Raw genomic sequence first — 25,834 nt, 5'->3', positions numbered from 1 at the left:
CCGTCAGTATTTCAGCCTTATGCCCACAGGCCACGACAGTTGCAGCCTCTGCTGCTGCCACAGCGTGGGCGTGCCCCCCGAAGGCAGGTAGTAGGTGGCCCGTGGGGCGAAGAACAGTTCTACGCGGGGCGCAATCTCGTAGCCCACGCCCACTCCGGCGCCCACCGACAGCTGCACCGCGGGTCGGCCCGGTGCGTCGTGGCGGGTGAAGAAGAGACGGTTGTCGATGTTGTAGTCTACAGCCGACGTGTGCCACACCGGCACGTCCACAGCCACCCCGGCTGTGGCATAGAAACGCAGCGGGCCGCTGCCGGCTATGGTATAGGTGGCGTTGAGCGGCACGCCGATGTAGAGGGCCTTGTCGCGCCGGGTGATGTTGGTGGTGTCTGAAGAGCCCGTGACGGCCTCAGAGCGCATCAGCGTGAGCCTCAGGCCTGTCTCGAAGGCCCACCGCCCCGACAGCTGCCAACTGGCGGCCAGGCCCACGGCGACAGGCCGGGAATATGTGCGGCGGGTGATGATGGTGCCGCTGTTCATCATGCTTATGCGCATCAGGGCCTCGCGCTCGAGCGGGTCCATGCCCTCGGGCGGTGTATAGGTGACGAAGTGGTTGAGCCCCTCCCAAGTGGAAAGGGCATCCCTGGTGGCCGAACCTATGCCCGCCTCGGTACCCATGCCGGCGGCCGAGGCCAGCAGCCGTGTGGCCATGGCGGCGGCCGACCCGCCCAGCGACAGGGCCGTGCGCCTCGGGGCGGCATGCCCCACCGCCGGCTGTGGGGGCTGCACAGGGCGCGGCTCAAGCTGCCCCGGGGCCTCCACGGGCGCCACGGCGGCTGCTATCGGTGCGGGGGCCAACGGCCGCAGACCCACAGCCACAACCTGGGCGGAGGGCTGTGGCGACCGGGAATGGCGGCCACCGGCGCCACGGCAGGGCGCTCCCTGCCCCACCCTCGCCCCGCTGCCGCCCGGCAACTGACTGGCAACGGCCCCGGAATGGCGAGCCACCCGGACACCGGCAAAACCCGCCGGGCGCCTGGCTGTATCGCGATGGAGCAAAGCCGACACCACAGCCAGCAAGGCCACGACGGCCAACCCGGCCTCGCGCCGCCACCTGTCGACCATCAGGCGGAGCATGGCCCGGGCCCGGGCGAGGTTTGAGGCCGACGACTTGGGCTTGATGCCCACCAGCCGCGATATCTCGTCATGGCCCAGGCCGTCGAGCATGGCAAGGCGGAACACAAGGCCGTAGGCCCGCGGCAGACGGTCGACCATGGCCAGGAGCACATCGAGCGGCACGTCGGCGGCAGTGCTGTCGCCGCCCTGCCCCACGGCCACGGCGGCCTCGGCCCGGCACCGTCGGGTGGCGTCGGCCACCTGCTTCAGGGCGAGGTTTGCCATGATGCGGGCCATCCACCCGTACAAGCGGTCGGTGTGGCGCAGGCTGTCGAGGCGCGAAAACACGATGATGAAGCCGTCGTGAACCACGTCGCGCGCCGACTCGCTGTCGCCGGTGATGCGCCTGCACAACTCGAACATGGCTCCGCTGTAGCGTCGGTATAGCTCGCCCATGGCTCCACGTCGACCGTCGAGGCACGCACCCACCAACTCGGCATCGGTAAGCCGGCACAGTTCTCCCGTGTAATCTGTTTGCCTTTCCATCATCAGTTATGATATATTACCAATGAAAATACTGCGGACAAATTGCATTTTTCTTGATTTTTTTGTTGCAAAACGGCCATGGATATGCAAGCAGACGCCTGCAGCCAACCCACAGGGCGGACGCCGCCTTTGCCCAAGACGCGGATGGCTGGGCCGCGACAAAACGGAAGGAGGCATGCAGGAAAGGTATGCGGAATGGCTTGGCTGGAATGACGGAAATGCCGCAACAGGCCTTCGCGGCACGACACTCCGCCTGGGCTTGCCGCCCCGACCCTACCTACGCACGGTGAGCCGGGCCGGTACGGCCAATTGGTAAACAAAGCATAAACCTGCTAAAAGAACACAAATAAAACATGTGTAACATCATTTTAAACAGCAAATGGGCATAACGTATAAATATTTTCCGTATCTTTGCATAAGATTAGCTGCGCTCGGGCAACTGTGAGCAAGCTCACTTGCCTCTCTCTTGCGCAATCTTTGCATAAGATTAGCTGCGCTCGGGCAACTGTTGGAAATCCGAATCGCAGTAAGGCTGCGGTTATGACATAACATCAAACAAACATCAACAACATTTTAAAACTTACTTATTATGGTAAAAACTTTACGCTTTTCATTATTCGGGCTGCTCATGCTCCTGTGCGGAAGCATCAACGCAGCTGTAGAGAACGTGGACTTCACCACACTGGAAATCACCAAGACGGATGACGGATTCACACTCGAATCTGGCAACTACGCCTTCACGGCAGTGAAAAACAACGGTCAGACGGCACCCACACAGAACGGCTCGTCGAAGGACATACGCCTTTATGCCAAGAACACCATCACCGTAAACAGCACAAATGCAATGCAGAAGATGGTGTTCACCATATCAAAGCAGGGATTGAAGCGCCAGGCCGAGATCACCCCAAGCGTGGGCACAATGACCTACGACATGGACAACAGCCAGGTGACTTGGACTGCCGACGCCCCCGTGGCCGTGGTTGACTTCACCGTTGGCGACAAGGCCGTATACGGAAGCGAAGGCGCAGGCAAGGCCGGACAGTTTGACTTCAACTCCGTGGAGATAACCAACGACGAGGGCGGAGCCGTGGTAGAGGCACCTGCATTCTCGGTTCCGGGCGGCATCTACACCACCCCGCAGACCGTAACGCTCACCGCAGCAGCCGGTTGCACCATCCACTACACCATCGACGGCACAACCCCGACCGCAGAGAGCACCGTTTACACCGAGCCCCTCAACATCAGCGAGAACACAACGGTGAAGGCCGTGGCAGCCGACGCCAAGGGAACACTGAGCGGCGTGGCAACAGAGACATACACCTTCCCGGTGGTTTGCGCTGACATCGCAGCCGTGAAGCAGCAGGAGACCGGCACGCTGGTGGCCCTGACGCTGACCGACGCCCAGGTGGTTTACTACAACTCTTACGAGAACAACGGCAACACCAACAGCGACATCTTCGTGCGCGACGCATCGGGAGCCATCGACATCTACAACATCAAGATTGAAGCCAAGGCCGGAAGCATGCTCAACGGCACGCTCGTTTGCACCTACTCACCGTACAATGGCATGCCAGAGCTGGTGAGCAACGAGGGCACCGACGCCGCAACAGTGGCCGTTACAGAGGGCAGCGAGCCTGTGGCCAAGAAGGTGACCGTGGCCGACCTCAACGGCGAGACCTACATGTGCGACCTCGTTGAGATAAGCAACGTGAAGCTCTCAGAGGAGGTTTCGGGCAAGTATACCAACTACTACGCCACCGACGAGGACGGCGTGAACAAGATGATGCTGTACGACAAGTTCAAGCTCGGCATCGAGTTCCCGACAGCAGACAACACCAAGACGTACACCATCACCGGCATACTCGGCTCAGCCAAGCTGAGCGGCACCGAGGTGAAGGAGCTCTTCCCGACCAAGGCCGTGGAGGAGACAGTGAGCGGCATCAGCAGCATCGAGGCCGAGAACGCCCAGGAAGCCGTTTACAACCTCAACGGACAGCGCCTGGCCAAGCCCCAGAAGGGCCTGAACATCATCGGAGGCAAGAAGGTGATCGTGAAGTGACACGACACCCCGCAGGCCGCAGGCTGTGCCCGCCATAGCCGGCAACGCCACACAGGCGTTGCGGGGCGGGCCATGCCCGAAAACGAAACAGACAACAAAGACAAGGGTGCGCAGCCGAAAGGTTGCGCACCTTTCGTATGCGGGCCCACCAGATAAATGCAGGGCTTTTTAGGGGTTAAGACTATAGTTTTCATATTCGTGGGAGTTCAGGAGTACAGGAGTTCAGGAGTACAGACAATAGTTTAGGATATATTTTGGTGCTAAGGAGTTAGGAAGTTAAGGAGTTAAGACTATAGATTTCATATTAGTGGGAGCTCAGGAGTACAGGAGTTCAGGAGTATAGACAATAGTTTAGGATTTATTTTGGTGTCAAGGAGTTAGGGGGAGTAAAGGAGTTAAGACAATAGATTTGGAAACATGGGTGTCCTAGGAGCATGGGGAACGCGTTGCAGGAAGGCAGTCTGTGCTATTGTCATCTAACTCCATATAACTCCCCTAACTTCATTTAACTCCATAAGTATAGCAAGAAAAACTATTTTCTTAACTCCTTTACTCCCCCTAACTCCTTAACTCCCTAAAACAACTTCTTAACTACTAAAGAGCCCCTGGATTTATCTGGTGAGCCACCCGATGCGCTTGCCACAAGCCCCGACGCCCTGATTGCATCTGCCTGAAGCACAGGCAGATGGAAAGACGTGCCGTCCGGGTGTGCCAAACGGCCCATTTCGCCCCGCAAAACGGCACATACGGCACTCCCAAACAGTCCCCGTCGCACGCCAGGTCCGCCGCCGAACCTACAGAGACACCGCCGACAAGGGCACGCCACAGCCCGGGCAAACAACAAAAAAACACCGACGCCCTTTGTTTTTCAATCCTTTTGGCGTAACTTTGCAGTGAAAGTAAAGGCACAGAGCCACCACGGCCGCAGAGGCCAAAGGGTGGGGCGGGCTGATTATGAAAAGAAAAAAACATATCGACAATGGCTAAGAAAAACAACGAGCTCACGCCGATGATGAAACAATTCTTCGACCTCAAGGCGAAGCATCCCGACGCAGTGCTGCTCTTCCGCTGCGGCGACTTCTACGAGACCTACTGCGAAGACGCCGTGACGGCATCGCGCATACTCGGCATAACGCTCACCAGGAGGGGCAACGGGGCAGGGGGAAGGACGGAGACAGAGATGGCCGGATTTCCGCACCACGCCCTCGACACCTACCTGCCCAAGCTGGTAAGGGCCGGCAAGCGCGTGGCAATATGCGACCAGCTGGAAGACCCGAAGCTCACAAAGAAGCTCGTGAAGCGGGGCATCACCGAACTGGTGACGCCCGGGGTGGCCATGACCGACAACGTGCTTAACTACAAGGAAAACAACTTCCTGGCCGCCGTGCACTTCGGCAGGGCCGCCTGCGGAGTGGCTTTCCTCGACATATCGACAGGCGAATTCCTCACGGGAGAGGGCACCGCCGACTATGTGGAGAAGCTGCTGGGCAACTTCTCGCCAAAGGAGGTGCTGCACGAGCGGGGCCACAAGCCAGACTTCGAGCGCCACTTCGGCACAAAATACTTCACCTTCGAGCTCGACGACTGGGTGTTCACCGAGCAGACGGCACGGCAGAAACTGCTGCGCCACTTCGGCGTGAAAAACCTGAAGGGATTCGGCGTAGACCACATGCACAACGGGGTGGTGGCCAGCGGCGCCATACTGCAGTACCTCGAGATGACGCAGCACACACACATAGGCCACATAACGTCGCTGGCGCGCATAGAGGAAGAGCGCTACGTGAGGCTCGACAAGTTTACCGTGCGCAGCCTCGAACTGCTCAGCCCCATGCAGGAAGACGGCTCATCGCTGCTCGACGTGATAGACCGCACCGTGTCGCCCATGGGCGGGCGAATGCTCAGGCGGTGGGTGGTGTTCCCCCTGAAAAACGAGAAACCCATACAGGAGCGGCTCGACGTGGTGGAGTATTTCTTCCGTCGGCCCGACTTCCGCGGCTGCGTCGACGAGCAGCTGCACCGCGTGGGCGACCTGGAGCGCATCATATCGAAGGTGGCCGTGGGCCGCGTGTCGCCCCGCGAGGTGGCCCAGCTCAAGGTGGCGCTGCAGGCCGTGGCGCCCATCAAGGCCGCCTGCGCAACGGCAGACAACGAGGCGCTGAAGCGGGTGGGCGAGCAACTCAACCTGTGCGAGTCGATACGGCAGCGCATAGAGCGCGAGATAACGGCCGACCCGCCACAGCTCGTGGCCAAGGGAGGGGTGATAAACGCAGGCGTTAACGCCGAGCTAGACGAGCTGCGCAACATAGCCTACAGCGGCAAGGACTACCTGATGCGCATACAGGAGCGCGAGACAGAGCTCACGGGAATAGCCAGCCTGAAGATAGGATACAACAACGTGTTCGGCTATTACCTCGAAGTGCGCAACACATACAAGGACAAGGTGCCGGCCGACTGGGTGAGAAAGCAGACGCTGGCCAACGCCGAGAGGTACATAACGCAGGAACTCAAGGAGTATGAAGACAAGATACTCGGGGCCGAAGACAAGATACTGGCACTCGAGGCCAGGCTCTTCGGCGAACTGGTGATGGCCATGCAGGAGTTCATACCACAGATACAAATCAACGCCAACCTGCTGGCCAGGCTCGACTGCCTGCTCTCCTTCGCCAAGACGGCCGAGGAACACCGCTACGTGCGCCCGCAGGTAGACTCGTCGGACGTGATAGACATCAGGCAGGGGCGCCACCCCGTGATAGAGACACAGCTGCCGCCGGGCGAGAGCTACGTGCCCAACGACATAAGGCTCGACGCCGAGCAGCAGCAGATAATGATAATAACAGGCCCCAACATGGCCGGAAAGTCGGCCCTGCTGCGCCAAACCGCCCTCATAGTGCTGCTGGCCCAGACGGGCTGCTTCGTGCCCGCAGAGAGCGCGAAAATAGGCCTGGTGGACAAGATATTCACCCGCGTGGGGGCCAGCGACAACATATCGCTCGGCGAATCCACCTTCATGGTCGAGATGACCGAGGCCTCAAACATACTCAACAACGTGTCGCCGCGCTCGCTCGTGCTCTTCGACGAACTGGGACGGGGCACGAGCACCTACGACGGCATATCCATAGCGTGGGCCATAGTGGAATACCTGCACGAGCAACCAAGGGCAAGGGCACGCACGCTCTTTGCCACACACTACCACGAACTGAACGAGATGGAGAAAAACTTCAAGCGCATCAAGAACTACAACGTGAGCGTGAAGGAACAAGACGGCAAGGTGATATTCCTTAGGAAACTGCAACGCGGCGGCTCGGAGCACTCGTTCGGCATACACGTGGCCGAGATAGCGGGCATGCCCCGCAGCATAGTGAAACGCGCAAACGTGATACTCAAGCAGCTCGAAGCCGACAATGCGCAGGTAGGCTCGGCCGGCAAGCCCATAGCCAACCTGGCCGGCAGCCGCGAGGGCATGCAGCTGAGCTTCTTCCAACTCGACGACCCCGTGCTCTGCCAGGTGCGCGACGAGATACTGGGCCTCGACATCAACAACCTCACCCCGGTCGAGGCACTCAACAAACTCAACGAGATAAAGAAGATAGTAGGGGGAAAGTAGGGTGGAGCAACATTCATAAAAGCATACAAAACATAATGACCAAAGCCAAACCTTTCATAAAATGGGTTGGCACACATGGCTGTTTCAATGCTATAGACAGGTATTTAATGACCATTATACACAAAATATGGATTCATGAAACAATACGAGGCTGTAATAGAGACTATCGAAAGACTCGGAGGAGTTGCCACCTTAGGCGAACTGAACAGAGAGGTTTTCAAGATAAAAGATTGCAAATGGAATACCAAGACGCCATTTGCAAGCATCCGCCGCATAGTTCAAACAACAAATGGAATATACAAGATTAGGCCCGGGTTGTACGGGCTTGAGAAATACAGAAAGCAGATAGAAGAAAGGGGAATGGTGGTGGAGACAGATAAAAACAAAAATGCGGAAGACGTCACCCTGTTTAATCATTCATACTATCAAGGCATTCTGCTGATTATAGGGAAATACCATAACATGCAAACCTTTATCCCCAAACAAGACAAAAACAAGAAGTTCTACAATGGAAAAAGGCTGCAAGAGCTGTCCACGCTAAGCGAGCAACCGCCTTATTCATACCCACAATTCACTAAACGCAGTGCCACCATAGATGCAATATGGTTCAACAACCGCAACATGCCGCACTCTTTCTTTGAGATAGAGCATTCTACAGACATTCAGAATTCCTTGTTAAAGTTCAATGACTTACAGGATTTTCATGCAAGGATGGTCATTGTTGCCGACATAAACCGGAAGCCTGAATTTGAAGCAAAGATGCGTTTTCATGCTTTCGATGAGCTGCGCATGGATAAAAGGGTGGCTTTTCTAAGTTACGATGCCCTTGTCAAGCAATATGAAATGGAGTTAGAGAAGCAATCATTTGGCTTTATACTTTAAATGCTCATGAGCAGATACATATTCTATACAGACGAGGGCTATACAATATCGCCCCGTGGTGAAGAACTTGAAAGCCTGCAAGTATTAGGCATCGAAGACGGTGATACAAGAGAGGAGGCATTAGCTAATCTTTATAAAAACAATGAATGGATAGAACAAAACGGTTTTAAAGAATCACACATGCGTTGCTATGCCATATTGAAGCCTGAAATTTTGCAAGATATAAAGGATACTATGTCATATTTGAATGGGTATGCCGAAAAGCATACCGATGAATGCAAAGGCATTGACGATTACATTCTAAAAAAGATAAAGCGCGTTGTGAAATCCTGACAGATGTGACATTAACGTCCAAAATAGCAATAAGTCTACCAGATAACTCTACCCTTAAGTATACCATACTGTTTCTTTACTTTCAATATAGTATATGTAATATGGGCAAGGAAACATAAAAACACCACCAGATTGGGTTAAATTTTCGAGGCAGGATGGTTTTATAAATATATAAAGCATACTTTATTGATAAACGCAATGCGTGGTGTTGAAAATTAACGTTACGCATTGCGTTTATTTTTGGAGACTATTCAAACAATAAACATCATTCACTCCAGCTCAATCTTGCAGTCGTCGAGGCTTGTGACGGTGGCCAGGGCGGTGTAGTCTACGCCTGCCGAGCGCAGGTAGTCGCCGCCGTGCTGGAAGGCCTTCTCGATGAGGAAGGCCATTGCCTCAATCTTTGCGCCGGCCTGGGCGCAAAGGTCGATTACGCCCTTGGCGGCGTTGCCGTTGGCCAGGAAGTCGTCGATGAAGAGCACGCGGTCGGCCGGTGTGAGGAAGTCGGCGCTGATGCAGACGGTGTAGTCGCGGTCTTTGGTAAACGAGTGCACCACGGCCGAGAGCATCCTGTCCATCGTCTTGGGCTGCTTTTTCTTTATGAACACCACCGGGAGCTGCATCAGGTAGCCCGTGAGTATGGCCGGGGCTATGCCGCTGGCCTCTATGGTCACAATCTTGTTGATGGGCCTCCGGCCGAATATCCTGACCATCTCTCGGGCCAGTTCCATCATGAGGTTAGGGTCCATCTGGTGGTTTATGAAGCTGTCAACCTTGAGTATGCCCCCCGGGTAGCATTTTCCATCCTGCAAAATGCGCTGCTTTAGAAGTTCCATTTCTTTACTGTCGTTGTTTGGTTTACGCCTTTCCAGGCTGCCTTGCGAATGGCAAAGGTAAGCAAAATAACCGAGACAGAGCCATGCTCCGGCAGATAAAGTGGCCCCGTGCCGGTCTTTTTCGGCCGTCCGCCGACGCTCATGGGCTACCCATGCCCGTCACGCCGCCCTGCCGGGCCTGACGTCGGGCAGGAAGAAAGCTATCACGCCCATCAGCGGCAGCCACGTGCTCACCTTGAATATGTAGTCGATGCTCGTGGCGTCGGCCAGCCATCCGAAGAACGCCGAGCCTATGCCTCCGAGGCCGAACATAAGCCCGAAGAAGATGCCGGCCACCATTCCCACCTTGTCGGGCATCAGGTCGGTGGCGTAGACCACAATGGCCGAGAAGGCCGAAGCAATGACAAGGCCCGACATCACGGCCATGAATATGGTCCAGCCGAGGCCAGTGTAGGGCATGGCCAGGGTGAAGGGGGCGGCCCCGAGAATGGAGAACAGTATGACATACTTGCGCCCGTAGCGGTCGCCCATGAAGCCCCCGAGAAGCGTTCCGGCCGCAAACGCCGCGAGATATGCAAACAGGCAGTACTGCGACTGCTGCACGCTGACCCCGAACTTGTCGATGAGATAGAACGTGAAATAGCTCGTCATGCAGGCGTTGAAGAAGTATTTCGAGAATATCATCAGCACGAGTATGCCCATGGCCGCGCGCACCGTGGCCTTAGGCAGCGTGCCCGCGGCTGCCGCCCTCTGCGCCCGTCGGCTCCTGATGGCGGCAATCATGCCCGCATACCAGCGGCCTATGCGCACCAGCAGCGCCACGGCCACCAGGGCGGCCAGCGCAAACCAGCCCACGGCATGCTGCCCGAAGGGTATCACTATCAGCGCCGTGAGCAGCGGGCCTACGGCGCTGCCGCCGTTGCCACCCACCTGGAAGATTGACTGAGCCAGGCTCTTGCGGCCGCCGGAGGCCATCTGCGCCACGCGCGACGCCTCGGGATGGAACACCGACGAGCCGCATCCTATGAGCGCCACCGACAGCAGTATGGGCGCAAAACCCGGTGCGAAGGCCAGCGCCACGAGCCCCAAGAGGGTGAAGCACATGCCCGCCGCGAGCGAATAGGGCTGCGGGTGGCGGTCGGCATACTGCCCGACGAAGGGCTGGAGCACCGACGAGGTTGTCTGGAACACCAGCGTTATGATGCCTATCTGGGCGAAAGTGAATCCATACTTGTCTTTGAGCAACGGGTAGAGGGCCGGTATGACCGACTGTATCATGTCGTTCAGCAGGTGGCACGTGCCTATGGTGAACAGTATTGCATAGGCCGTTCCCTCAGCAGAGCGCTGCCGGCCATTCATTGTTTTTACCAGTCTGTTTGTCATCATTCACTCTTTTCTTGCTTTATCCTGTGCCCGCAGGCGCATTGCTTGCGCGGCCACGCCACCATGCCGCGGGCCTTTGCCGGCCGGCTCTGGGCCGGGCCGCGGGCCGATGGCTGTGGCAAAGTTACTAAAAATAATCCATACAAGGACAATGCCACTGCCAAAATGAAGGCCGTGGCAGCGCCAGGCATAAAGTCACGCCGCCGCCGTCAACGCTGCCCGGCGGACCCGCCGCCGCGGGCCCCGGCAACGCCTACGGCCGAGGGCGAGGCATACAGCCGCCTCCTGTATTCCATCGGGGTGAGCCCCGTGGCCCGCTTGAAGGTGTGCGTCAGGTGGCTGTCGTCGGTGAAACCCGTCTTGAGCGTTATCTCACCCACGCGAAGGTCGGTGTGGGCGAGCAGCTCCTCGACGGCCCTCACGCGGCATTGGGCCACATACCGGCTCAGGCTCTCGCCCGCGTGGGCCTTGAAGAACTTGCCTATATAGCTCGCGGCCAGGTTGAACCTGCTGCCAAGGCTGGCGGCCCTGAGCATGTCGGGATTGTCGAGATGAAGCCTTATGAACTGCAGCATGGCCATCATCTTGCTCTCCGAGTCGGCCTGACGCAGCGCCTCGCCGGCCACCTGCCTCGCGCTGCGGGCACAGATGGCCAGCACGCTGTCTATCAGGCACGAGGCTATGCGCTGCGTGCCATACGACGGCGCTGTGCATTCGCTGCCCAGACACTCCATCACCAGGGCCAGGCGGCGGGCGTCGGCAGGGCTCACAAGCGCCGACATGTCGGGCGACGGACAGGCCTCCAGGCTCTCTTTCTCGGCCGCGCTGAGGGCGCGGACTATGTATTGGTCGGACAGTTGCACGTAGATGATGTCGCACATGCCGTCAAGACGGTAGGTGTGGTTGGTGTAAGGCCTAACGAAGAACACCGACCCGCGGCCGAAGTTGCAGCGCCGCCTGCCCGACACAAACTCGCCGCTGCCCGACGCTATGTAGCAAAGCTCGAAGAAAGAGTGCTGGTGCTCGGCAGTGGGAAACCTGTCGTAATGGCGCACCCTCACCTCGAACGGCATGAAAAGGTTTTCTTGTTTCATGGCGCAAAGATACAAAACATAGTCTGATTTATACAACAACAGGCATTGCATTATGCGTAATTTTGCGCCGTTTTAACTCCTACCGGCTATCAGAGGCCTAAGTGACTCAGCGCTGTTGCGGCGCATACAGGCCGCCGCCTTTGACTGTGGAAGAGCCCGCCACGCCGAGGCAAAGCTCACGTAAAACTGTCCACAACATGACGCAAGCGCTTGTAAAGCCGCCAAAAGCAACAAAAGCACGGCCACGTCGGGGTAATGAGCGATTTGTGGTTAACAAAGACTAAGTAGTTGTTCAAAATCAATTGCCATCAAATTGTGCGCTATTTCGGCGATGCATGCCAAAGTCCGAAGAGAGAGCGTAGCGGGCTACGCGACCGATGAGACTTTGGTATGCGGCCCGAAAGAGAACACAAGATGGTGGCAAAGACATAGAGGACACCTGCAAGGTCTATTGTATCGGTTAATTTTGAACAACTACTTACAATATGGCAAGAAACGAACTGAAGGGTCACGGCGCCATGTTCGCCGCCAATTTCATGTGGGGCCTGATGTCGCCCGTCACCAAATTTGTGTTCCTGGGCAGCGCCATCACTCCGGTGCTGCTTGTCAACATCCGCATCATAGGGGCCGCTGCGCTGTTCTGGGCGGCCTCGCTCTTTGCCAAGCCCGAGCACGTAGACCACCACGACCTGCTCCGTCTGTTCTTCGCCGCGCCGCTCGGCATAGTGTTCAACCAGGGCGTCTACACCGTTGGGCTGGGCCTCACGTCGCCCGTCGACGCCTCCATCATATCCACGAGCACGCCCATCTTCACCATGGTCATAGCCGCCTTCTACCTCAGGGAGCCCGTCACGGCCAAGAAGGTTACGGGCATCTTCATGGGCGCCGTGGGCGCACTGATGCTCATAGTGAGCAACGGCGGCTCGGCGACGGCGCAAGACGGCAACGTTTGGGGCGACATTATATGCATAGCGGCCGAGGTGTGCTTCGCGTCATACCTGGTGGTATTCAAGGGCCTCATAAGCCGTTACTCGCCCGTAACGCTCATGAAGTGGATGTTCACATACTCGTCGATATGCACCATACCCTTCTCATACACCGACCTGGCTGCGCTCGAGTGGGGCGGCATGGGCGCCGGCCTGCTGGCAGCCCTGGCCTTCATCGTTGTCGGGGCAACGTTTGTATGCTACCTGCTCTCGCCCGTGGGGCAGAAGCACCTGCGCCCCACGGTGGCCAGCATGTACTGCTATGTGCAGCCCATTGTGGCCACGGGCATCGTGGTGTTCTACTGGGGCACCTCGTCGTTCAACATAGTCAAGGTGATGGCCATAGCCCTCGTGTTTCTCGGGGTGTACATGGTGACGCAGAGCAAGAGCCGGGCCGAGCTCGAGGCACACGCCGAAAGGATGGCCCAAGGCACAGGTGAAAGCTGACGGCCGCAGGCCCGGCCCTCCCTGCCTGACATGAAAATAGGTGGCCGCAAAGTGGCCGCTGTCGCGGAATATTATTAATTTTGCAGCCCGAAACAAGGCAACAGTCGTTTTATGGAATCAAAGAAAGACATGCGCCAGGCTTTCGCCTGGCTGCACCTTAGCGTGATGCTGGCCGGATTCACGGGCCTGTTCGGCAAGCTGATAACACTCAACGAGGTCGACATAGTATGGTACCGGATGCTCTTCTCGTCGCTCATACTGATGGTGTTTGTGGGCTTTCCGCGGGTGGGGTGGCGCAAGTTTCTGCAGATAGCCGGCTGCGGCACGCTGCTGGGGCTGCACTGGATGCTGTTCTACGGCTCGATAAAGGCCAGCAACATATCCATCGGCGTGGTGTGCATAGCGCTCATGAGCTTCTTCACGGCCATCTTCGAGCCGGCCATCTTCCGCCGCCGCGTGTCGTGGGCCGAGCTGGCCCTGTCGCTCATCACGGTGGGAGGGCTGCTTTGCATCTTCTCGTTCGACACGCGCTACCGCTACGGCATCATGATTGGGGTGGCCTCGGCGGCCATGTGCTCGCTCTATGCCATACTCAACAAGAAAGTGGGCGAGGGGGTGAAGTCGCGCACCATGCTCATGTACCAGATGTGCGGCGGACTGGTGGGAACCTCGGCCGTCATACCCGTTTACCTCATGGCATTCCCCGCCGAGGGCCCTGTGGCGGTAGTGCCCGAGGGCGGCAACCTGTGGTGGATGCTATGCCACGCGCTGTTCTGCACCGTGGGGCTTTACCTTCTGCAGATAATGGCCCTCAAACGGCTGTCGGCCTTCACCGTCAACCTTACCTACAACCTTGAGCCTTGCTACACCATCATCATTGCCTTTGTGTTTTTCGGCGAGTCCAAGGAGCTCAACGCATCGTTCTACGCGGGCATTGCCATGGTGGTGCTCAGCGTGGTGCTGCAGACCATGCGCGCCGCCAGGCGCCGCGGCCAGACGGCGGGGTAGGGGCGCAACGGGCCCCAAGGCGGCCTGCACGCTGCTGCCGGGGCAAGGCTGCCCACTGCTCACAAACCGGCACCGCCCTCCTGGCGGCTGTAAAGGCGCGAGCGGAGCCACCGTCTCACGGGCTGGTCGTAGAGCCGGCTCGTGGCGTATGCCGTCATCAGGGCCATCGCAAACACGCACAACGAGACAAAGGCATGTGTGGAGGCCGGCGCGTCGGGATGGTTGGCTATCCAATGCTTGTGTAGCATGGCGTAGGGATAGTGGGTGAGATAGAGTGGGTAAGACAGTTCGCCGATAATGCGGCAGACAGCCGTCGACCTACTGCCGGCAACGCTGCTGCCTGCACCGGCGGCCACGATGAGCGGGAATACAACCAGAATGGCGGCAGCATCAAACAGCCCGTTGAGCCACGGGGCACCGCCGCCGCCCAGCCGCGGCACCGCCGTGAGGACTGCCAGGGCGAGCGAGCACCACCAGAAACCGCCACGTAGGCGCACCCTGCAGCCGAGGCGCGAGAGCAGCAGCCCGCACAGGAAGGGCGTGAGCAGCCGGGTGAGCCCCACCTGCAGATGCTCGGCACTGAGCCCCCAGCCGCCAATGACGGTGTGGCGCATCACCTCGGCGCGCGTGGCAAGAAACCCGAACACGTCGACCTGCAGGCATAGAAGCACGGTGAAAACGCCGCAAACGGCCGCCAGCAGCGCCAAGACGGACTTTGGCAACCTGCGCAACACCAGCGCATAGAGTATGTTGGCCACATATTCCCACTGCAACGACCATATAGGGTTGTTCATTGGGTTGGTCTCTCCCCAGCCGCGCACGTCGAGCGAATTCGGTATGGGTATCATGGTAAACGACCAAAGCATGGCCAGCAGCACCGCCCACCACTCTGCCGTGGCCACATTGGGAAACTCGGGGCACTCTTGGAAATAGAGCATCAGGGTGCCGAAGAACGTGCCGAACACCACCATGGGGTGCAGACTGACAAGCCTGCGCTTGAAGAAGGCCCACACGGACATGCGGTCCCAGCGGTCGTCGTAGGCGTAGCCGATGACGAACCCGGAGAGTATGAAGAAGAAATCAACCGTCAGGTAACCGTGGTTCAGCGGGTGGGCGGCGCCCAGACCGAAGTAATTTTCCAATATATGGTAGGCCACCACAAGCACGGCGGCCACCCCGCGCAGCCCGTCGAGAATCTCGTAGCGGGGCTTCGATGACAGATATACGCTCTTGTTCATCGCTTTTGACGTTTAGTAAGATTGGCGCTGCAAAGTTAACGGGCGCAGTTGTAAGTAGGTGTTCAAAATTAATTGCCATCAAATTGTGCGCTATTTCGGAGATGCATGCCAAAGTCCGAAGAGAGAGCGTAGCGGGCTACGCGACCGATGAGACTTTGGTATGCGGCCCGAAAGAGCACACAAGATGGTGGCAAAGATATGGAGGACACCAGCAAGGTCTATTGTATCGGTTAATTTTGAACAGCTACTTACTGTATTTGCTCTATCGTTTTTAATTATTGCCATATATTTGCTTGCCTTTCACGCTATAATACTTATCTTTACACATCACATGAAAGAGTTCGGCTTCATACACATGGCTGTGCGCCCCGACGAGCAGATAGGGCTGCACGAACACCCCGAGTGGGAAATATCCTACGTGGTGCGCGGCAGCGGCATGCGCACCATGGTCACGGTGTGCGAATCGTTCGGCCCCGGCGAGGTGGTGATGGTGCAACCCGACATGCCCCACTGCTGGGCCTTCGACAGCAGCTACAGCGAGATAGAGTGCATGAGCCTGTTTTTCAGCAACAGTCTGCTTGAGCGCATATCGGGCCTGTCCGACGGCATGGCCGAGGTGGTGAGGCTGGCCACCGGCACCCCCGACACGGTGGCATTCGGCGGCAGGGCGCTCGCCACGCTGTCGGCGCTGATGGCGCAAATGGCGCAGATGGCCGACGCGCAGCGCATGGTGGCCTTCCAGCAGATGCTCTTGGCCATTGCCGGCAACGACGGCAAGAGAAGCGTGGGCAGGATGGCCGACGACGTGGAACAGCGCCTGGGCCGCATCAGGGTCTACATAAACTGCAACTAAGTAGGTGTTCAAAATTAATTGCCATCAAATTGTGCGCTATTTCGGAGATGCATGCCAAAGTCCGAAGAGAGAGCGTTGCGGGCTACGCGACCGATGAGACTTTGGTATGCGGCCCGAAAGAGCACACAAGATGGTGGCAAAGATATAAAGGACACCTGCAAGGTCTATTGTATTGGTTAATTTTGAACAGCTACTTACAACCGCAACATCACCATAGGCGACATTGCCGCACACGCGGGCATGAACCGCTCGGCCGTGTGCACCTTCTTCCGCCGCCACACCGGAAAGACGCTCATCGAGGCTGTCAACGCACGGCGCTTCAGCGTGGCAAAAAACCTGCTCAGGCGCAAAGACCTGCCCATACAACAGGTGTGCTTCCTCAGCGGATTCAACGATGTGCCTTACTTTTCCAGGCTCTTCAAGCGCACCGAAGGCATCACGCCGAAAGAATACCGCAGGCGCGAGCCCTGCCACTGAGGCCTCCGGCGGCAGCGCAGCGGCAGGCGGCGGCAGGCAGCCATCTGCAAGAGCTATCGTCTTGCATTGCGAAACGGCCTGTTCCAGCGCCCGATACGGCCCGTATGGGATTGCCATACGGGCCGTATTGCAAACGCCCCGCAGAACAGCCTGTACGGCATGTTGACCGGGACGGCAGTCAGGGAGAGCCATGCGCACAATCAGTCAAAATGTTCATAATCGCAGTAACTTGGGTACAAGCACCAAGGCCGGATTGTTATAACTTTGCAACCGTAAAGCAACCTACTAAAAAACAATACGGATATGAAGAAAGACTTGGGACCGCTGCTGGCGCTATACCCCATGCCGGCAACTGTGGTGGGGGCCGAATCGAATGGCAAGGTCAACTGGCTCATGGTGGCCCACGTGGGCATCATTGGTCACGACAGGCTGATGGTGAGCATGCACAAGGCCCACCACACCAACCAAATGGTGAAAGACAGCCAAAGGCTGTCGGTAAACATGGTCGACGAGGGCATGCTCCGCAGGGCCGACTACGTGGGGTGTGTGAGCGGGGCGAAGACCGACAAGCAGGGGGTGTTTGCCCACCACACCGGGCCGGGGGGCACGCCCGTAATCGACGAGAGCCCGCTGGTGATGGAGTGCGAGGTGACCGACAATTATGAAACCGACACGTTCGACAACTTCATCTGCAGGGTGACGCACACCATTGCCGACGAAAATGTGACCGAAGACAAGGGGAAACCCGACTACAACAGGCTGAAACCGGTGCTCTTCAACATGCCAGGATACTCTTACCTGCGCACGGGCGACGTGATATGCAGGTGTACGCTTCCGGGCAGGGAGTATGCCCGCGAAACAGATGGCGACAACTGAAACATAACACAACGTAAACGCATACAACATGAAAAGGATTGCAATGACTCTTGCCGCCATGCTCTTGCTGATGGCGGCAGCCGAAGCCAAGACGCTCATAGTTTACTACAGCTTCACCAACAACACACATGCCATAGCCACCGACATGCAGTCGCAGCTGCCTGACGCCGACCTGCTGAGGATTGAACCGGCCGAGAAGGGGCTCGACTACGCCGCCAACGGATATGCCATAGGCAGCGCCCTGATATCTGCCATCAGGGCCAATCCCGACGACCCGGACTCGTATCCGGCCATCGACCCGGTCAGCGTAGACTTCAGCGCCTACGACGACATTGTGGTGGCCACGCCGCTGTGGTGGAGCAACATGGCCGCGCCGATGCAGACTTTCCTCTTCGCCAACGGCAGCCGGATGACCGGCAAGCGAATGGCGCTGGTGGTGTCGAGCGCCAGCAGCGGCATAAGTGGGGTGGAGGCCGACGCCCGAAGGCTTGTGCCCGACGGTGTGTTCGTAAGCCCCAGCCTGTGGATAAGGTCGTCGCAGACGGCCAACTGCCACGCCCTCAACGCCGAATGGATAGCGCAGACGGGCATAGGCAGCACCTCGGGCATATCTGTGGCCGGGGCAGCGGCAGAGCCCTCGCTGACGGTCGACGGCACCACCATGAGCGTTGGCGGCCCTGTCGACAGGCTGAGCATCTACGACGCCGACGGAAGGCTTGTGCTGTCAACCGACGGAACGACGGCCGACATAAGCCGGCTGGCACCGGGGGTGTATGCCGTGAGGATGGTGCTGGGCGACAACGCCACCACGGTGAAGGTGGCCGTCGACTGACGACGGCCTTGGACGAGGCTACAGGAAGACTTCACGACAATGAAACGACTGATTGACATGGAACGACGCGATTTCTTGAAAAAGGCGCTCATGGCGGCCGGAAGCGTGGCCCTGGGCGGAGGGCTGGCCGGGGCGATAGGCAACGGCGAGAGCAACGAAAACACAAAAAACAACAAAGCTATGGACATTGTAGTACTTACAGGTAGCCCTAGGCGCAACGGCAACTCGGCCTACCTGGCCGAACAGTTTATCAAGGGGGCAAGGGAGAAGGGGCACAACGTGTTCCGTTTTGACTGTGCCATGCACAACGTGCAGCCGTGCAGGGCCTGCAACGCATGCGGCATGGACGGCCCATGCGTGATTGACGACGACTTTGAGACGGTGAGGCAGCGCATCGTCGACGCCGACATGGTGGTGTTTGCCACGCCGATGTATTACTTCGGCATGTCGGCACAGATAAAACGGGTGGTCGACCGCTTCTATGACATCAACGGAAAGATAAAGGGCCACCCCAAGAAAACGGCTTTCATGATGACCTACGCCGACACTTCGGAAAAGGAGGCCGAGCCTATGCTCACCCACTTCCGCACGCCGGCCGACTACCTCGGATGGCAAAACGTGGGCGAAGTGGTGGCTGCCGGCGTCTGGACGGCGGGCTCGGTGAAGAACACCAAGTATGCCGCCCAGGCCTATGAACTGGGAAAGAGGGTGTGAATGAAATTAAAACTATATTTTAAAACAAAGGAGTTAAGTTTTAGGAGTTAAGGAGTTAAAGGGAGTTATCGCTTCACTTCGTTCCGCTAAGGAGTTAAGACAAATGTCTTGCAATGTGCTAAAAACAATGAAAAGGAATAGAGAACAATGGATAAAGATGCTCTAAAGGAAATGAAAAGAGATGAAGAATAATAAATAAAAACCATATAAAAGAAATGATATGGAATAAAAACAAATGCATTGAAACATGCTAAGCTGCCATACACAAAAGCTATTGTCTTAACTCCTTGACTCCCTTTAACTCCTTAACTCCTAAAACATAACTCCTTGACTCCTAAAAAATGAACTCCAAAAAAACAACCATTTTAATTATGAAAAAAACGATATTTTCCATCACCATCGCGCTCGCGGCAGGCGCGAATGGCCATGCGCAGGCAACAAACGACCATGTGGATGAAAACAAAACCGACCGCACCGAACTGTGCCGCCACAACTACCGCATGCTGTTCGGTGGCGAAGCGCTGACCGGCAAGGGCACCGACCCGGAGATGATGGACATTCTTCAGAAGTTCATCTTCGGCGATGTGTTTGCCACCGGCAACCTTACCATGAAGCAGCGCGAACTGATAACATGCGTCACGCTGGCCTCAATGCAAACCCTGCCGCAGCTCACGGCCCACGCCGGAGCGGCACTCAACGTCGGGGCAACGCCCGAGGAGCTGCGCGAAGCCATCTACCTGACGGCACCGTTCATCGGCTTCCCAAAGACGCTCAACGCCGTGGCCACGGTCAACGAGGTGTTCGCAAAGAGAGGCATAAGCCTGCCGCTGAAAAACCAGGCCAGCGTGACCGAAGGCACACGCCACGCTCGCGGAGCGGCCATACAGGACAGTCTGTACAGCGGAGGCATATCGGCCGTGATGGAGGGAGTGCCGGACGGCTTGGGCGACGACGTGGCACGGATGCTCACCGACTATTTCTTCGGCGACATCTACACCCGTGGGGCGCTCGACATAGGCACCCGCGAACTGCTCGGCTACTGCATACTCGCTGTCATTGGGGCCGACAGCCAGCTGCAATCACACTACCACGGAAACATAAAGGCCGGCAACTCGCCCGAAACAGTAGCCGCGGCCATAGTGCAATGCCTGCCATACATAGGGTTTCCGGCGGCCATCAAGGCACTGAAAACCATAAGGCAGGAATACACAAAGACTGCCGCAGCAGGGGCCAAACTGGTGAGACTGTCGAAGATTGTGGTCGACCCGGCACGCATAGACGAGTACAACGCCATGCTGAAAGAGGAAATAGAGACGTCGGTGGCAGTCGAACCGGGCGTGCTCACGCTCTATGCCATGGCCGAAAAGGATGCCCCCAACAAGATTGCCATACTTGAGATATATGCCGACCGCGACGCTTACGAGAGCCACCTGAAAACCCCTCACTTCATAAAATACAAGCAGGGAACGCTCGACATGGTGAAAGACCTGCAGCTGATTGACACAAACCCGCTCATACCGGATATGAAAATAAAATGAAACAATGGCCCGGGCCACATGCCAATGAAACCATGGCATGCAGGCAAACGGCCCGTTCCACAATGCGGAACGGGCCGTTTGGCATGATGGCGGCACCGCTTCAATACGGCGGGGCTGCCCGTTGTAAAAAATAGTTGCAGCCACGGGCGCCCGCCATGCCACCGGCATGGCATGGCCACGGGCCGTGGCCGTCACTGCGCCGAGGCCCGGCGGTCGGCCTCGATGAGGGCAAGCAGCCTCTCGACAGCCTCCTCCTCGGGTATGTTCTTGGCCACGCACTCCTTGCGGCGGTATAGCGATATCTTGCCGCGCCCGGCGCCAACGTAACCGTAGTCGGCATCGGCCATCTCGCCGGGGCCGTTGACTATGCACCCCATGATGCCTATCTTAAGCCCCGTCATCGACGCCGTGGCCTCCTTGATGCGCGCTATCGTAGAGCGCAGGTCGTAGAGCGTGCGGCCACATCCGGGGCAGCTGATGTACTCGGTCTTGGTCATCCGCAGGCGTGCGGCCTGCAGTATGCCGAACGCCGTGGCCTCGATGTCGGCCTGGGGCAGGCTACCGTCGTTCATCAGCCAGATGCCGTCGCACAGCCCATCCATCATGAGTGCACCCATGTCGGCGGCAGCCTCTATCTGGAAGTCGCCCTTGCCGTCGGCCCCGTGGCGGTACATCTGGCAGAATACCACGGGGTTTTCCACCCCGGCAGCCATCATCTCGTGCACCAGCGCACGCTGCGAACCGAGCCTGTTGGCGTTGTTTGCCACGCACACCACCACCGCCTCGGGGTGGGCTTTGAGGCATGCCAGGTATTCGTCGGCCGCAACGCCATACTGCAACACGATGAACTTCACCGCAGCGTCGGCCATGCCCACAAACGGCAGGGCCGTATGCGGGAACACGGGGTATATCTCTGCCTCAGGATGGGCGGCGCTGAGGTCGGCCCAAACGTTGAAGTCGGCAAGCAGGGCCGGGCCCTTACGCCTTGCGGCCACTGCGGGGGCAGCGCCCGGCAATGGGTCAACTGCACCGCCGCCGGTGCGCCCGTCCACAGTCCAGTCGGCCTCGCCGGCCCATGCCGAGCCGTCGCCTATGTAAACAAAGTCGGCGTCCGACGGTGCCTTGCCGCCGATAAGGCTGCTCACCACCACCGGGACGGCGTCGCCGCCCACGCGCCCCACGCGCCGCGTATGCCGCCGGGCGGGGCTCACCCAGTTGAATCCGGGGGCCTCTTCGGCCGGTATGGGGGCGTGGCCGGCGCGGGCCGTCACATAGTCAACAAGGTGGCGGGCCACAGGTATCTCGGCTTCGGGCTCCTCGCTGAGCGACACGCGCACGGTGTCGCCAATGCCGTCGGCCAGCAGCGCGCCTATTCCCACGGCGCTCTTTATGCGGCCGTCCTCGCCCTCGCCCGCCTCGGTGACGCCCAGGTGCAGCGGATAGGCCATGCCCTCGGCCTCCATCGCGCCCACGAGCAGGCGCACCGAGCGCACCATCACCACAGTGTTGCTGGCCTTGATGGATATTACAACGTCGTCGAAGCGCTCGCGCCGGCAGATGCGCAGAAACTCCATGCAGCTCTCAACTATGCCTTCGGGCGTGTCGCCGTAGCGCGACATGATGCGGTCGGACAGCGAACCGTGGTTCACCCCTATGCGCAGGGCTGTGTGGTTCTGCCTGCATATGTCGAGCAGGGGCACAAACCGCTCTTCAATCTTGCGCAACTCGGCGGCATACTCGGCGTCGGTGTACTCCAGTTTCTTAAACGTGCGGGCCGGGTCGACGTAGTTTCCGGGGTTGATGCGCACCTTCTCGGCATACAGCGCGGCCACCTCGGCCACCTTGGGGTTGAAGTGCACGTCGGCCACGAGGGGCACCTCATATCCTTCTGCCCTCAGCGCGGCGTTGATGTTGCGCAGGTTCTCGGCCTCCTTCACGCCCTGTGTGGTCAGCCTGACGTACTCGCCCCCGGCGTCGGCTATGCGCTTTGCCTGTGCCACAGAGGCCTCGGTGTCGGTAGTCGGTGTGGTGGTCATCGACTGAATGCGTATGGGCCATTCGCCGCCCAGGGGCGTGTTGCCTATGCTCACGGCGGTGGTCTGCCGCCTGCGGTAGTTGAACAAGTCTGTCATTGTGTGCATTTTAAAATGAGGTTTGCCCCGCGACAAAGCCAAGCGAGCCCCTTGCCACGGCAGCAGGGCATGCTTGGCCCGGGGGTGCTTCAGTTCACCTTGTATTGGTATTTCACCTCGGCCAGTTCCTTGTTGGCCTTCTCAATCTTGGCCTTCAGGCCGCTCTTGTATGCCTCGAGGCGCCCGGCCAGGCCGGCATCGGCCAGCGACAGCATCTCGACGGCCAGTATTGCGGCGTTCTGCGCTCCGTTTACGCCTACGGTGGCAACGGGTATTCCCGGTGGCATCTGGATGATGCTGAGCATTGCGTCGAGCCCGTCGAGCATGCCCTTGATGGGCACCCCGATGACCGGCAGCGTGGTCGAGGCGGCTATTACGCCCGGCAGCGCGGCGGCCATGCCTGCCCCTGCTATTATCACTTTGATGCCACGGCCTTTCGCTCCGCGCGCAAATGCCTCCACGGCGTCGGGAGTGCGGTGGGCCGAAAGGGCGTTGACCTCAAACGGCACCTGCATCTCGTCGAGCAGCTTGCAGGCTTTCTCCATTACGGGCAGGTCGCTCGTGCTGCCCATGATGATGCTTACTAATGGTTCCATGCTATGTTGTTTAAGTTCGTTATACAAAGAGTATGCCCACCACGGCGCAGGCAAAGCCCACCCAGAATCCCGCCACCACCTGTGCGAGCGTATGCTGCCTGAGTATCATCCGGCTCGTGCCGAGCAGCCCGGCGAGCATGAACACGCCGCAGAGCCAGCCCACGGGGTTGAAGCCGAATATGTCGGCAAAGGCGAAGAGCGCCCCCGCCACGCCCCCTATGGCCGCCGTGTGGGTGCTTATCTTCCACCATGCGTTGATGACGGCGCACGTTATCTGTATCAGCAGGGCCGCTATGAGTATGCCGCCCATGAACCTTGGTATGTGCATCCGCTCCATCAGGTAGACGCAGGCGAAGTAACAGGCTATCGAAATGACGTATGGCACCATGCGGCGCTCCTTGCGCCCGAGCTCCACGGGCGTCCAGCCGTTGTACCGCCTGTATGCGTGGATGAGCAGGGTAGGGGCGAGCACGGTAAAGAGATAGGCCAGCCCCACCACCGCCGCCTTGTATCTGAATGGCAGCAGGCTCAGGTAGCTGAACACGAAGAGGGCCGTGAGGCCCACCACCGGCAGGTAGAAAGGTGTGAAGACAAGGCTTATCACCCTTGCGGCAATAATCAGGTTGCGGTGTTTCATTTGCGTAGTCGTGCTATGGGTATGCCGAGCTGCTCGCGGTATTTGGCCACTGTGCGTCGCGCTATGGGGTATCCGCGGCTTGCCAGCTCGTCTTTCAGGGCGTCGTCGCTGAGCGGGCGGCGCTTGTCTTCGGCATCGACGATGTCACGCAGGGCGGCCTTTATGCGCCTCGTAGACAGTTCCTCGCCGCTCTCGGTGACAAAGCTGTCGCTGAAGAAATGGCGCAGCGGGAACGTGCCCCAGCGCGTCTGGGCATACTTGCTGCCCGTGACGCGCGACACGGTGGATATGTCCAGCCCTGTCTTCTCGGCAATGTCCTTGAGTATCATGGGTCGGAGCGATGCCTCGTCGCCGTCTTCAAAGAAGCGGTGCTGCCAGTTGATGATGGCCTGCATGGTCAGCGTGAGCGTGCGCCGGCGCACCTTCACGGCCTCGATGAATCCCTGTGCGGCGTCAACCTTCTTCTTTGTGTACAGCAGCGCCTCCTTCATCTGCCGGCTCATCGAGCCCTTGTTGTCTTGGTATTGGCGCATGGTGTCGACAAACGACTGCGACACGCGCAGCTCGGGAACGTCGCCCGTGTTGAGCGTGAATGTCACCGTGCCGTCGTCTTGCGTGTCTACTATGAAGTCGGGGGTAATCTGCTGCACGCTGCGGCCAATGGTCTCGCCCATCGACGCCCCCGGCTTGGGGTTGAGCTTGCGCAGCTCGCGGATGAGCGTCTCGGCCTGCAGGTCGGTCAGCGAGAGCGACGACTGTATCTTGTCCCAGTGTTTCTTGGTGAACTCGTCGAAGTGGCGGCTCACCACTTCGCGCATGAGGCTCTTGAGCCGCGAGTCGTCGCGCCGCTCTATCTGCAGCATGAGGCACTCCTGCAGGCTGCGGGCGCCAATGCCGGGGGGGTCGAACTCCTGCAGCCGGGCCAGCACGCTGTCCACCTCGGCGGGCGTGGTCTCGGTGCCGTGGTATATGGCCAGCTCGTCGACGATGCTGTCTGTCGACTTCCGCAGCAGCCCGTCGTCGTCGAGCGAGCCTATCAGGTACTCCATGATTGTGCGCTGACGGTCGGTGAGGTCTGTCTCGCCCATCTGCTCCTTCAGCTCGTCGTAGAACGACACGGTGTCGCCGTATACCATCTCCTCGCGCTCTTCGGCCGTCGACGCCCCGCCGTGGTACACGGGCAGGTCTTCGTCGTCGCGGCCTATCCCGGCCAGCGCCTCGTCGAGGGCCGACTGCCTTTCCTCTCTCTCGTGCTGCGCTGCGTAGTCGTCGTCGGCAGCGTCGGTGTCGCCCCCGTCGTCGGCGCGCCCGTCGATGGCAGCGTCGGCGTCGGGCTGCGGCTCGGCTTCGAGCGCAGGGTTGTCATCCATTTCGGTGTTGATGCGCTCCAGCAGCTGGTTTATCGGCAGCTCGACGAGGTGCGACTGCAGCATCTGCTGCTGCGTGATGGCCTGCGTCTGCTTTAGCGCCTGTTCCTGTTTCTGAACCTGAACCTGACCTTGAGCCATAATATTGTCTGTAGTATGAGTATGTGTAGTCGTATGCAAAGATTGCGCAAGCGGCGGCAATTTTAACCTGCTGTCATATTTCCGGCCGTGCCTAATCTCGTGCAAAGTTAGTGCAATTAGCTTAAAGAGCAAAAGAAAACGT

General features: G+C 58.5%; 20 protein-coding genes and 1 pseudogene. 12 read left to right on the top strand and 9 right to left on the bottom strand.

Annotated features, from left to right (window positions below):
• Window positions 1–3 precede the first annotated feature (3 nt).
• Window positions 4–1,662: a sigma-70 family RNA polymerase sigma factor gene (locus tag M3089_RS02420; protein ID WP_249081542.1), complete on the bottom strand. Its 1,659-nt coding sequence runs from the start codon at window positions 1,660–1,662 to the stop codon at window positions 4–6.
• A 586-nt stretch (window positions 1,663–2,248) separates the two neighbouring features.
• Here M3089_RS02420 and M3089_RS02415 point away from each other — a divergent pair.
• From M3089_RS02415 to M3089_RS02400, 4 genes are all read left to right on the top strand, one after another.
• Window positions 2,249–3,718 (top strand): chitobiase/beta-hexosaminidase C-terminal domain-containing protein, encoded by a 1,470-nt coding sequence (locus M3089_RS02415; RefSeq protein ID WP_249081541.1) that lies wholly within the window; start codon window positions 2,249–2,251, stop codon window positions 3,716–3,718.
• Window positions 3,719–4,697: 979 nt separating this feature from the next.
• Window positions 4,698–7,322 carry a DNA mismatch repair protein MutS gene (gene mutS / locus M3089_RS02410; RefSeq protein ID WP_249081540.1) on the top strand — a complete coding sequence of 875 codons (2,625 nt, stop codon included), beginning with the start codon at window positions 4,698–4,700 and terminating at the stop codon, window positions 7,320–7,322.
• A 135-nt stretch (window positions 7,323–7,457) separates the two neighbouring features.
• On the top strand, window positions 7,458–8,204 hold the full coding sequence (locus M3089_RS02405; RefSeq protein ID WP_205106849.1) for a hypothetical protein: 747 nt from the start codon (window positions 7,458–7,460) through the stop codon (window positions 8,202–8,204).
• Between the two features lie 6 nt (window positions 8,205–8,210).
• The gene (locus M3089_RS02400) at window positions 8,211–8,537 is read left to right on the top strand and encodes a hypothetical protein (RefSeq protein ID WP_205106851.1); all 327 of its coding nucleotides are present in this window, start codon (window positions 8,211–8,213) and stop codon (window positions 8,535–8,537) included.
• Window positions 8,538–8,806: 269 nt separating this feature from the next.
• Here the strand turns inward: M3089_RS02400 and xpt are convergent, their stop codons facing one another.
• The 3 genes from xpt to M3089_RS02385 all read right to left on the bottom strand — a co-directional run bounded on the left by xpt (window position 8,807) and on the right by M3089_RS02385 (window position 11,850).
• On the bottom strand, window positions 8,807–9,373 hold the full coding sequence (xpt, locus tag M3089_RS02395; RefSeq protein WP_205106853.1) for a xanthine phosphoribosyltransferase: 567 nt from the start codon (window positions 9,371–9,373) through the stop codon (window positions 8,807–8,809).
• Between the two features lie 159 nt (window positions 9,374–9,532).
• Entirely contained in the window at window positions 9,533–10,756 is a 1,224-nt protein-coding gene (locus tag M3089_RS02390) for an MFS transporter (RefSeq protein WP_394802238.1), read from the bottom strand.
• A gap of 209 nt (window positions 10,757–10,965) precedes the next feature.
• Window positions 10,966–11,850, bottom strand: coding sequence for a helix-turn-helix transcriptional regulator (locus M3089_RS02385; RefSeq protein ID WP_249081536.1), 885 nt, complete (start codon window positions 11,848–11,850; stop codon window positions 10,966–10,968).
• A gap of 485 nt (window positions 11,851–12,335) precedes the next feature.
• Between M3089_RS02385 and M3089_RS02380 the strand changes: the two genes are divergently transcribed.
• Window positions 12,336–13,283 (top strand): DMT family transporter, encoded by a 948-nt coding sequence (locus M3089_RS02380; RefSeq protein ID WP_249081534.1) that lies wholly within the window; start codon window positions 12,336–12,338, stop codon window positions 13,281–13,283.
• 129 nt (window positions 13,284–13,412) lie between these two features.
• Window positions 13,413–14,291 (top strand): DMT family transporter, encoded by an 879-nt coding sequence (locus M3089_RS02375; RefSeq protein WP_249081602.1) that lies wholly within the window; start codon window positions 13,413–13,415, stop codon window positions 14,289–14,291.
• A gap of 59 nt (window positions 14,292–14,350) precedes the next feature.
• Here M3089_RS02375 and M3089_RS02370 read toward each other — a convergent pair whose 3' ends face one another.
• Window positions 14,351–15,529 carry an acyltransferase family protein gene (locus M3089_RS02370; RefSeq protein WP_249081532.1) on the bottom strand — a complete coding sequence of 393 codons (1,179 nt, stop codon included), beginning with the start codon at window positions 15,527–15,529 and terminating at the stop codon, window positions 14,351–14,353.
• Between the two features lie 331 nt (window positions 15,530–15,860).
• On the opposite strand from M3089_RS02370, the gene M3089_RS02365 reads away from it, so the two are divergent.
• From M3089_RS02365 to M3089_RS02340, 6 genes and pseudogenes are all read left to right on the top strand, one after another.
• On the top strand, window positions 15,861–16,382 hold the full coding sequence (locus M3089_RS02365; protein ID WP_249081531.1) for a cupin domain-containing protein: 522 nt from the start codon (window positions 15,861–15,863) through the stop codon (window positions 16,380–16,382).
• Between the two features lie 207 nt (window positions 16,383–16,589).
• A complete protein-coding gene (locus M3089_RS02360) occupies window positions 16,590–16,859 on the top strand; it encodes a helix-turn-helix transcriptional regulator (RefSeq protein WP_317236390.1) in 270 nt (89 codons plus the stop codon).
• A gap of 303 nt (window positions 16,860–17,162) precedes the next feature.
• A pseudogene (locus M3089_RS02355) lies at window positions 17,163–17,702 on the top strand (flavin reductase family protein); the annotation flags it as partial.
• A gap of 61 nt (window positions 17,703–17,763) precedes the next feature.
• The gene (locus M3089_RS02350; RefSeq protein WP_249081528.1) at window positions 17,764–18,567 is read left to right on the top strand and encodes a flavodoxin; all 804 of its coding nucleotides are present in this window, start codon (window positions 17,764–17,766) and stop codon (window positions 18,565–18,567) included.
• Window positions 18,568–18,606: 39 nt separating this feature from the next.
• Entirely contained in the window at window positions 18,607–19,281 is a 675-nt protein-coding gene (locus M3089_RS02345; RefSeq protein ID WP_249081527.1) for a flavodoxin family protein, read from the top strand.
• 371 nt (window positions 19,282–19,652) lie between these two features.
• Window positions 19,653–20,819 carry a carboxymuconolactone decarboxylase family protein gene (locus M3089_RS02340; RefSeq protein ID WP_249081526.1) on the top strand — a complete coding sequence of 389 codons (1,167 nt, stop codon included), beginning with the start codon at window positions 19,653–19,655 and terminating at the stop codon, window positions 20,817–20,819.
• Between the two features lie 191 nt (window positions 20,820–21,010).
• Here M3089_RS02340 and M3089_RS02335 read toward each other — a convergent pair whose 3' ends face one another.
• The 4 genes from M3089_RS02335 to rpoN all read right to left on the bottom strand — a co-directional run bounded on the left by M3089_RS02335 (window position 21,011) and on the right by rpoN (window position 25,692).
• Window positions 21,011–22,951 carry a 4-hydroxy-3-methylbut-2-en-1-yl diphosphate synthase gene (locus M3089_RS02335; RefSeq protein ID WP_249081525.1) on the bottom strand — a complete coding sequence of 647 codons (1,941 nt, stop codon included), beginning with the start codon at window positions 22,949–22,951 and terminating at the stop codon, window positions 21,011–21,013.
• Between the two features lie 89 nt (window positions 22,952–23,040).
• Window positions 23,041–23,547: a 5-(carboxyamino)imidazole ribonucleotide mutase gene (gene purE, locus M3089_RS02330; RefSeq protein ID WP_205106873.1), complete on the bottom strand. Its 507-nt coding sequence runs from the start codon at window positions 23,545–23,547 to the stop codon at window positions 23,041–23,043.
• 19 nt (window positions 23,548–23,566) lie between these two features.
• The gene (locus tag M3089_RS02325) at window positions 23,567–24,184 is read right to left on the bottom strand and encodes a phosphatase PAP2 family protein (protein WP_205106875.1); all 618 of its coding nucleotides are present in this window, start codon (window positions 24,182–24,184) and stop codon (window positions 23,567–23,569) included.
• A complete protein-coding gene (gene rpoN / locus M3089_RS02320) occupies window positions 24,181–25,692 on the bottom strand; it encodes an RNA polymerase factor sigma-54 (RefSeq protein WP_205106877.1) in 1,512 nt (503 codons plus the stop codon). The genes M3089_RS02325 and rpoN overlap by 4 nt, the downstream gene beginning before the upstream one ends.
• Between the last annotated feature and the right edge of the window lie 142 nt (window positions 25,693–25,834).

This window comes from Marseilla massiliensis, from assembly GCF_023336985.1.
GTDB lineage: Bacteria > Bacteroidota > Bacteroidia > Bacteroidales > Bacteroidaceae > Prevotella > Prevotella intestinigallinarum.
This window is presented reverse-complemented; position numbering and strand designations above follow the sequence as displayed.

What these genes read in the sequence shown, in the direction of transcription:
- M3089_RS02375 (WP_249081602.1), top strand. Translation starts at nt 13,413, where the DNA reads ATGCGCCAGGCTTTCGCCTGGCTGCACCTTAGCGTGATGCTGGCCGGA.
- M3089_RS02350 (WP_249081528.1), top strand. Translation starts at nt 17,764, where the DNA reads ATGAAAAGGATTGCAATGACTCTTGCCGCCATGCTCTTGCTGATGGCG.
- M3089_RS02385 (WP_249081536.1), bottom strand. Translation starts at nt 11,850, where the DNA reads ATGAAACAAGAAAACCTTTTCATGCCGTTCGAGGTGAGGGTGCGCCAT.
- M3089_RS02380 (WP_249081534.1), top strand. Translation starts at nt 12,336, where the DNA reads ATGGCAAGAAACGAACTGAAGGGTCACGGCGCCATGTTCGCCGCCAAT.
- M3089_RS02390 (WP_394802238.1), bottom strand. Translation starts at nt 10,756, where the DNA reads ATGACAAACAGACTGGTAAAAACAATGAATGGCCGGCAGCGCTCTGCT.
- M3089_RS02415 (WP_249081541.1), top strand. Translation starts at nt 2,249, where the DNA reads ATGGTAAAAACTTTACGCTTTTCATTATTCGGGCTGCTCATGCTCCTG.
- M3089_RS02335 (WP_249081525.1), bottom strand. Translation starts at nt 22,951, where the DNA reads ATGACAGACTTGTTCAACTACCGCAGGCGGCAGACCACCGCCGTGAGC.
- M3089_RS02400 (WP_205106851.1), top strand. Translation starts at nt 8,211, where the DNA reads ATGAGCAGATACATATTCTATACAGACGAGGGCTATACAATATCGCCC.
- M3089_RS02340 (WP_249081526.1), top strand. Translation starts at nt 19,653, where the DNA reads ATGAAAAAAACGATATTTTCCATCACCATCGCGCTCGCGGCAGGCGCG.
- purE (WP_205106873.1), bottom strand. Translation starts at nt 23,547, where the DNA reads ATGGAACCATTAGTAAGCATCATCATGGGCAGCACGAGCGACCTGCCC.
- M3089_RS02405 (WP_205106849.1), top strand. Translation starts at nt 7,458, where the DNA reads ATGAAACAATACGAGGCTGTAATAGAGACTATCGAAAGACTCGGAGGA.
- M3089_RS02325 (WP_205106875.1), bottom strand. Translation starts at nt 24,184, where the DNA reads ATGAAACACCGCAACCTGATTATTGCCGCAAGGGTGATAAGCCTTGTC.
- M3089_RS02420 (WP_249081542.1), bottom strand. Translation starts at nt 1,662, where the DNA reads ATGATGGAAAGGCAAACAGATTACACGGGAGAACTGTGCCGGCTTACC.
- mutS (WP_249081540.1), top strand. Translation starts at nt 4,698, where the DNA reads ATGGCTAAGAAAAACAACGAGCTCACGCCGATGATGAAACAATTCTTC.
- M3089_RS02370 (WP_249081532.1), bottom strand. Translation starts at nt 15,529, where the DNA reads ATGAACAAGAGCGTATATCTGTCATCGAAGCCCCGCTACGAGATTCTC.
- rpoN (WP_205106877.1), bottom strand. Translation starts at nt 25,692, where the DNA reads ATGGCTCAAGGTCAGGTTCAGGTTCAGAAACAGGAACAGGCGCTAAAG.
- M3089_RS02365 (WP_249081531.1), top strand. Translation starts at nt 15,861, where the DNA reads ATGAAAGAGTTCGGCTTCATACACATGGCTGTGCGCCCCGACGAGCAG.
- xpt (WP_205106853.1), bottom strand. Translation starts at nt 9,373, where the DNA reads ATGGAACTTCTAAAGCAGCGCATTTTGCAGGATGGAAAATGCTACCCG.
- M3089_RS02345 (WP_249081527.1), top strand. Translation starts at nt 18,607, where the DNA reads ATGAAACGACTGATTGACATGGAACGACGCGATTTCTTGAAAAAGGCG.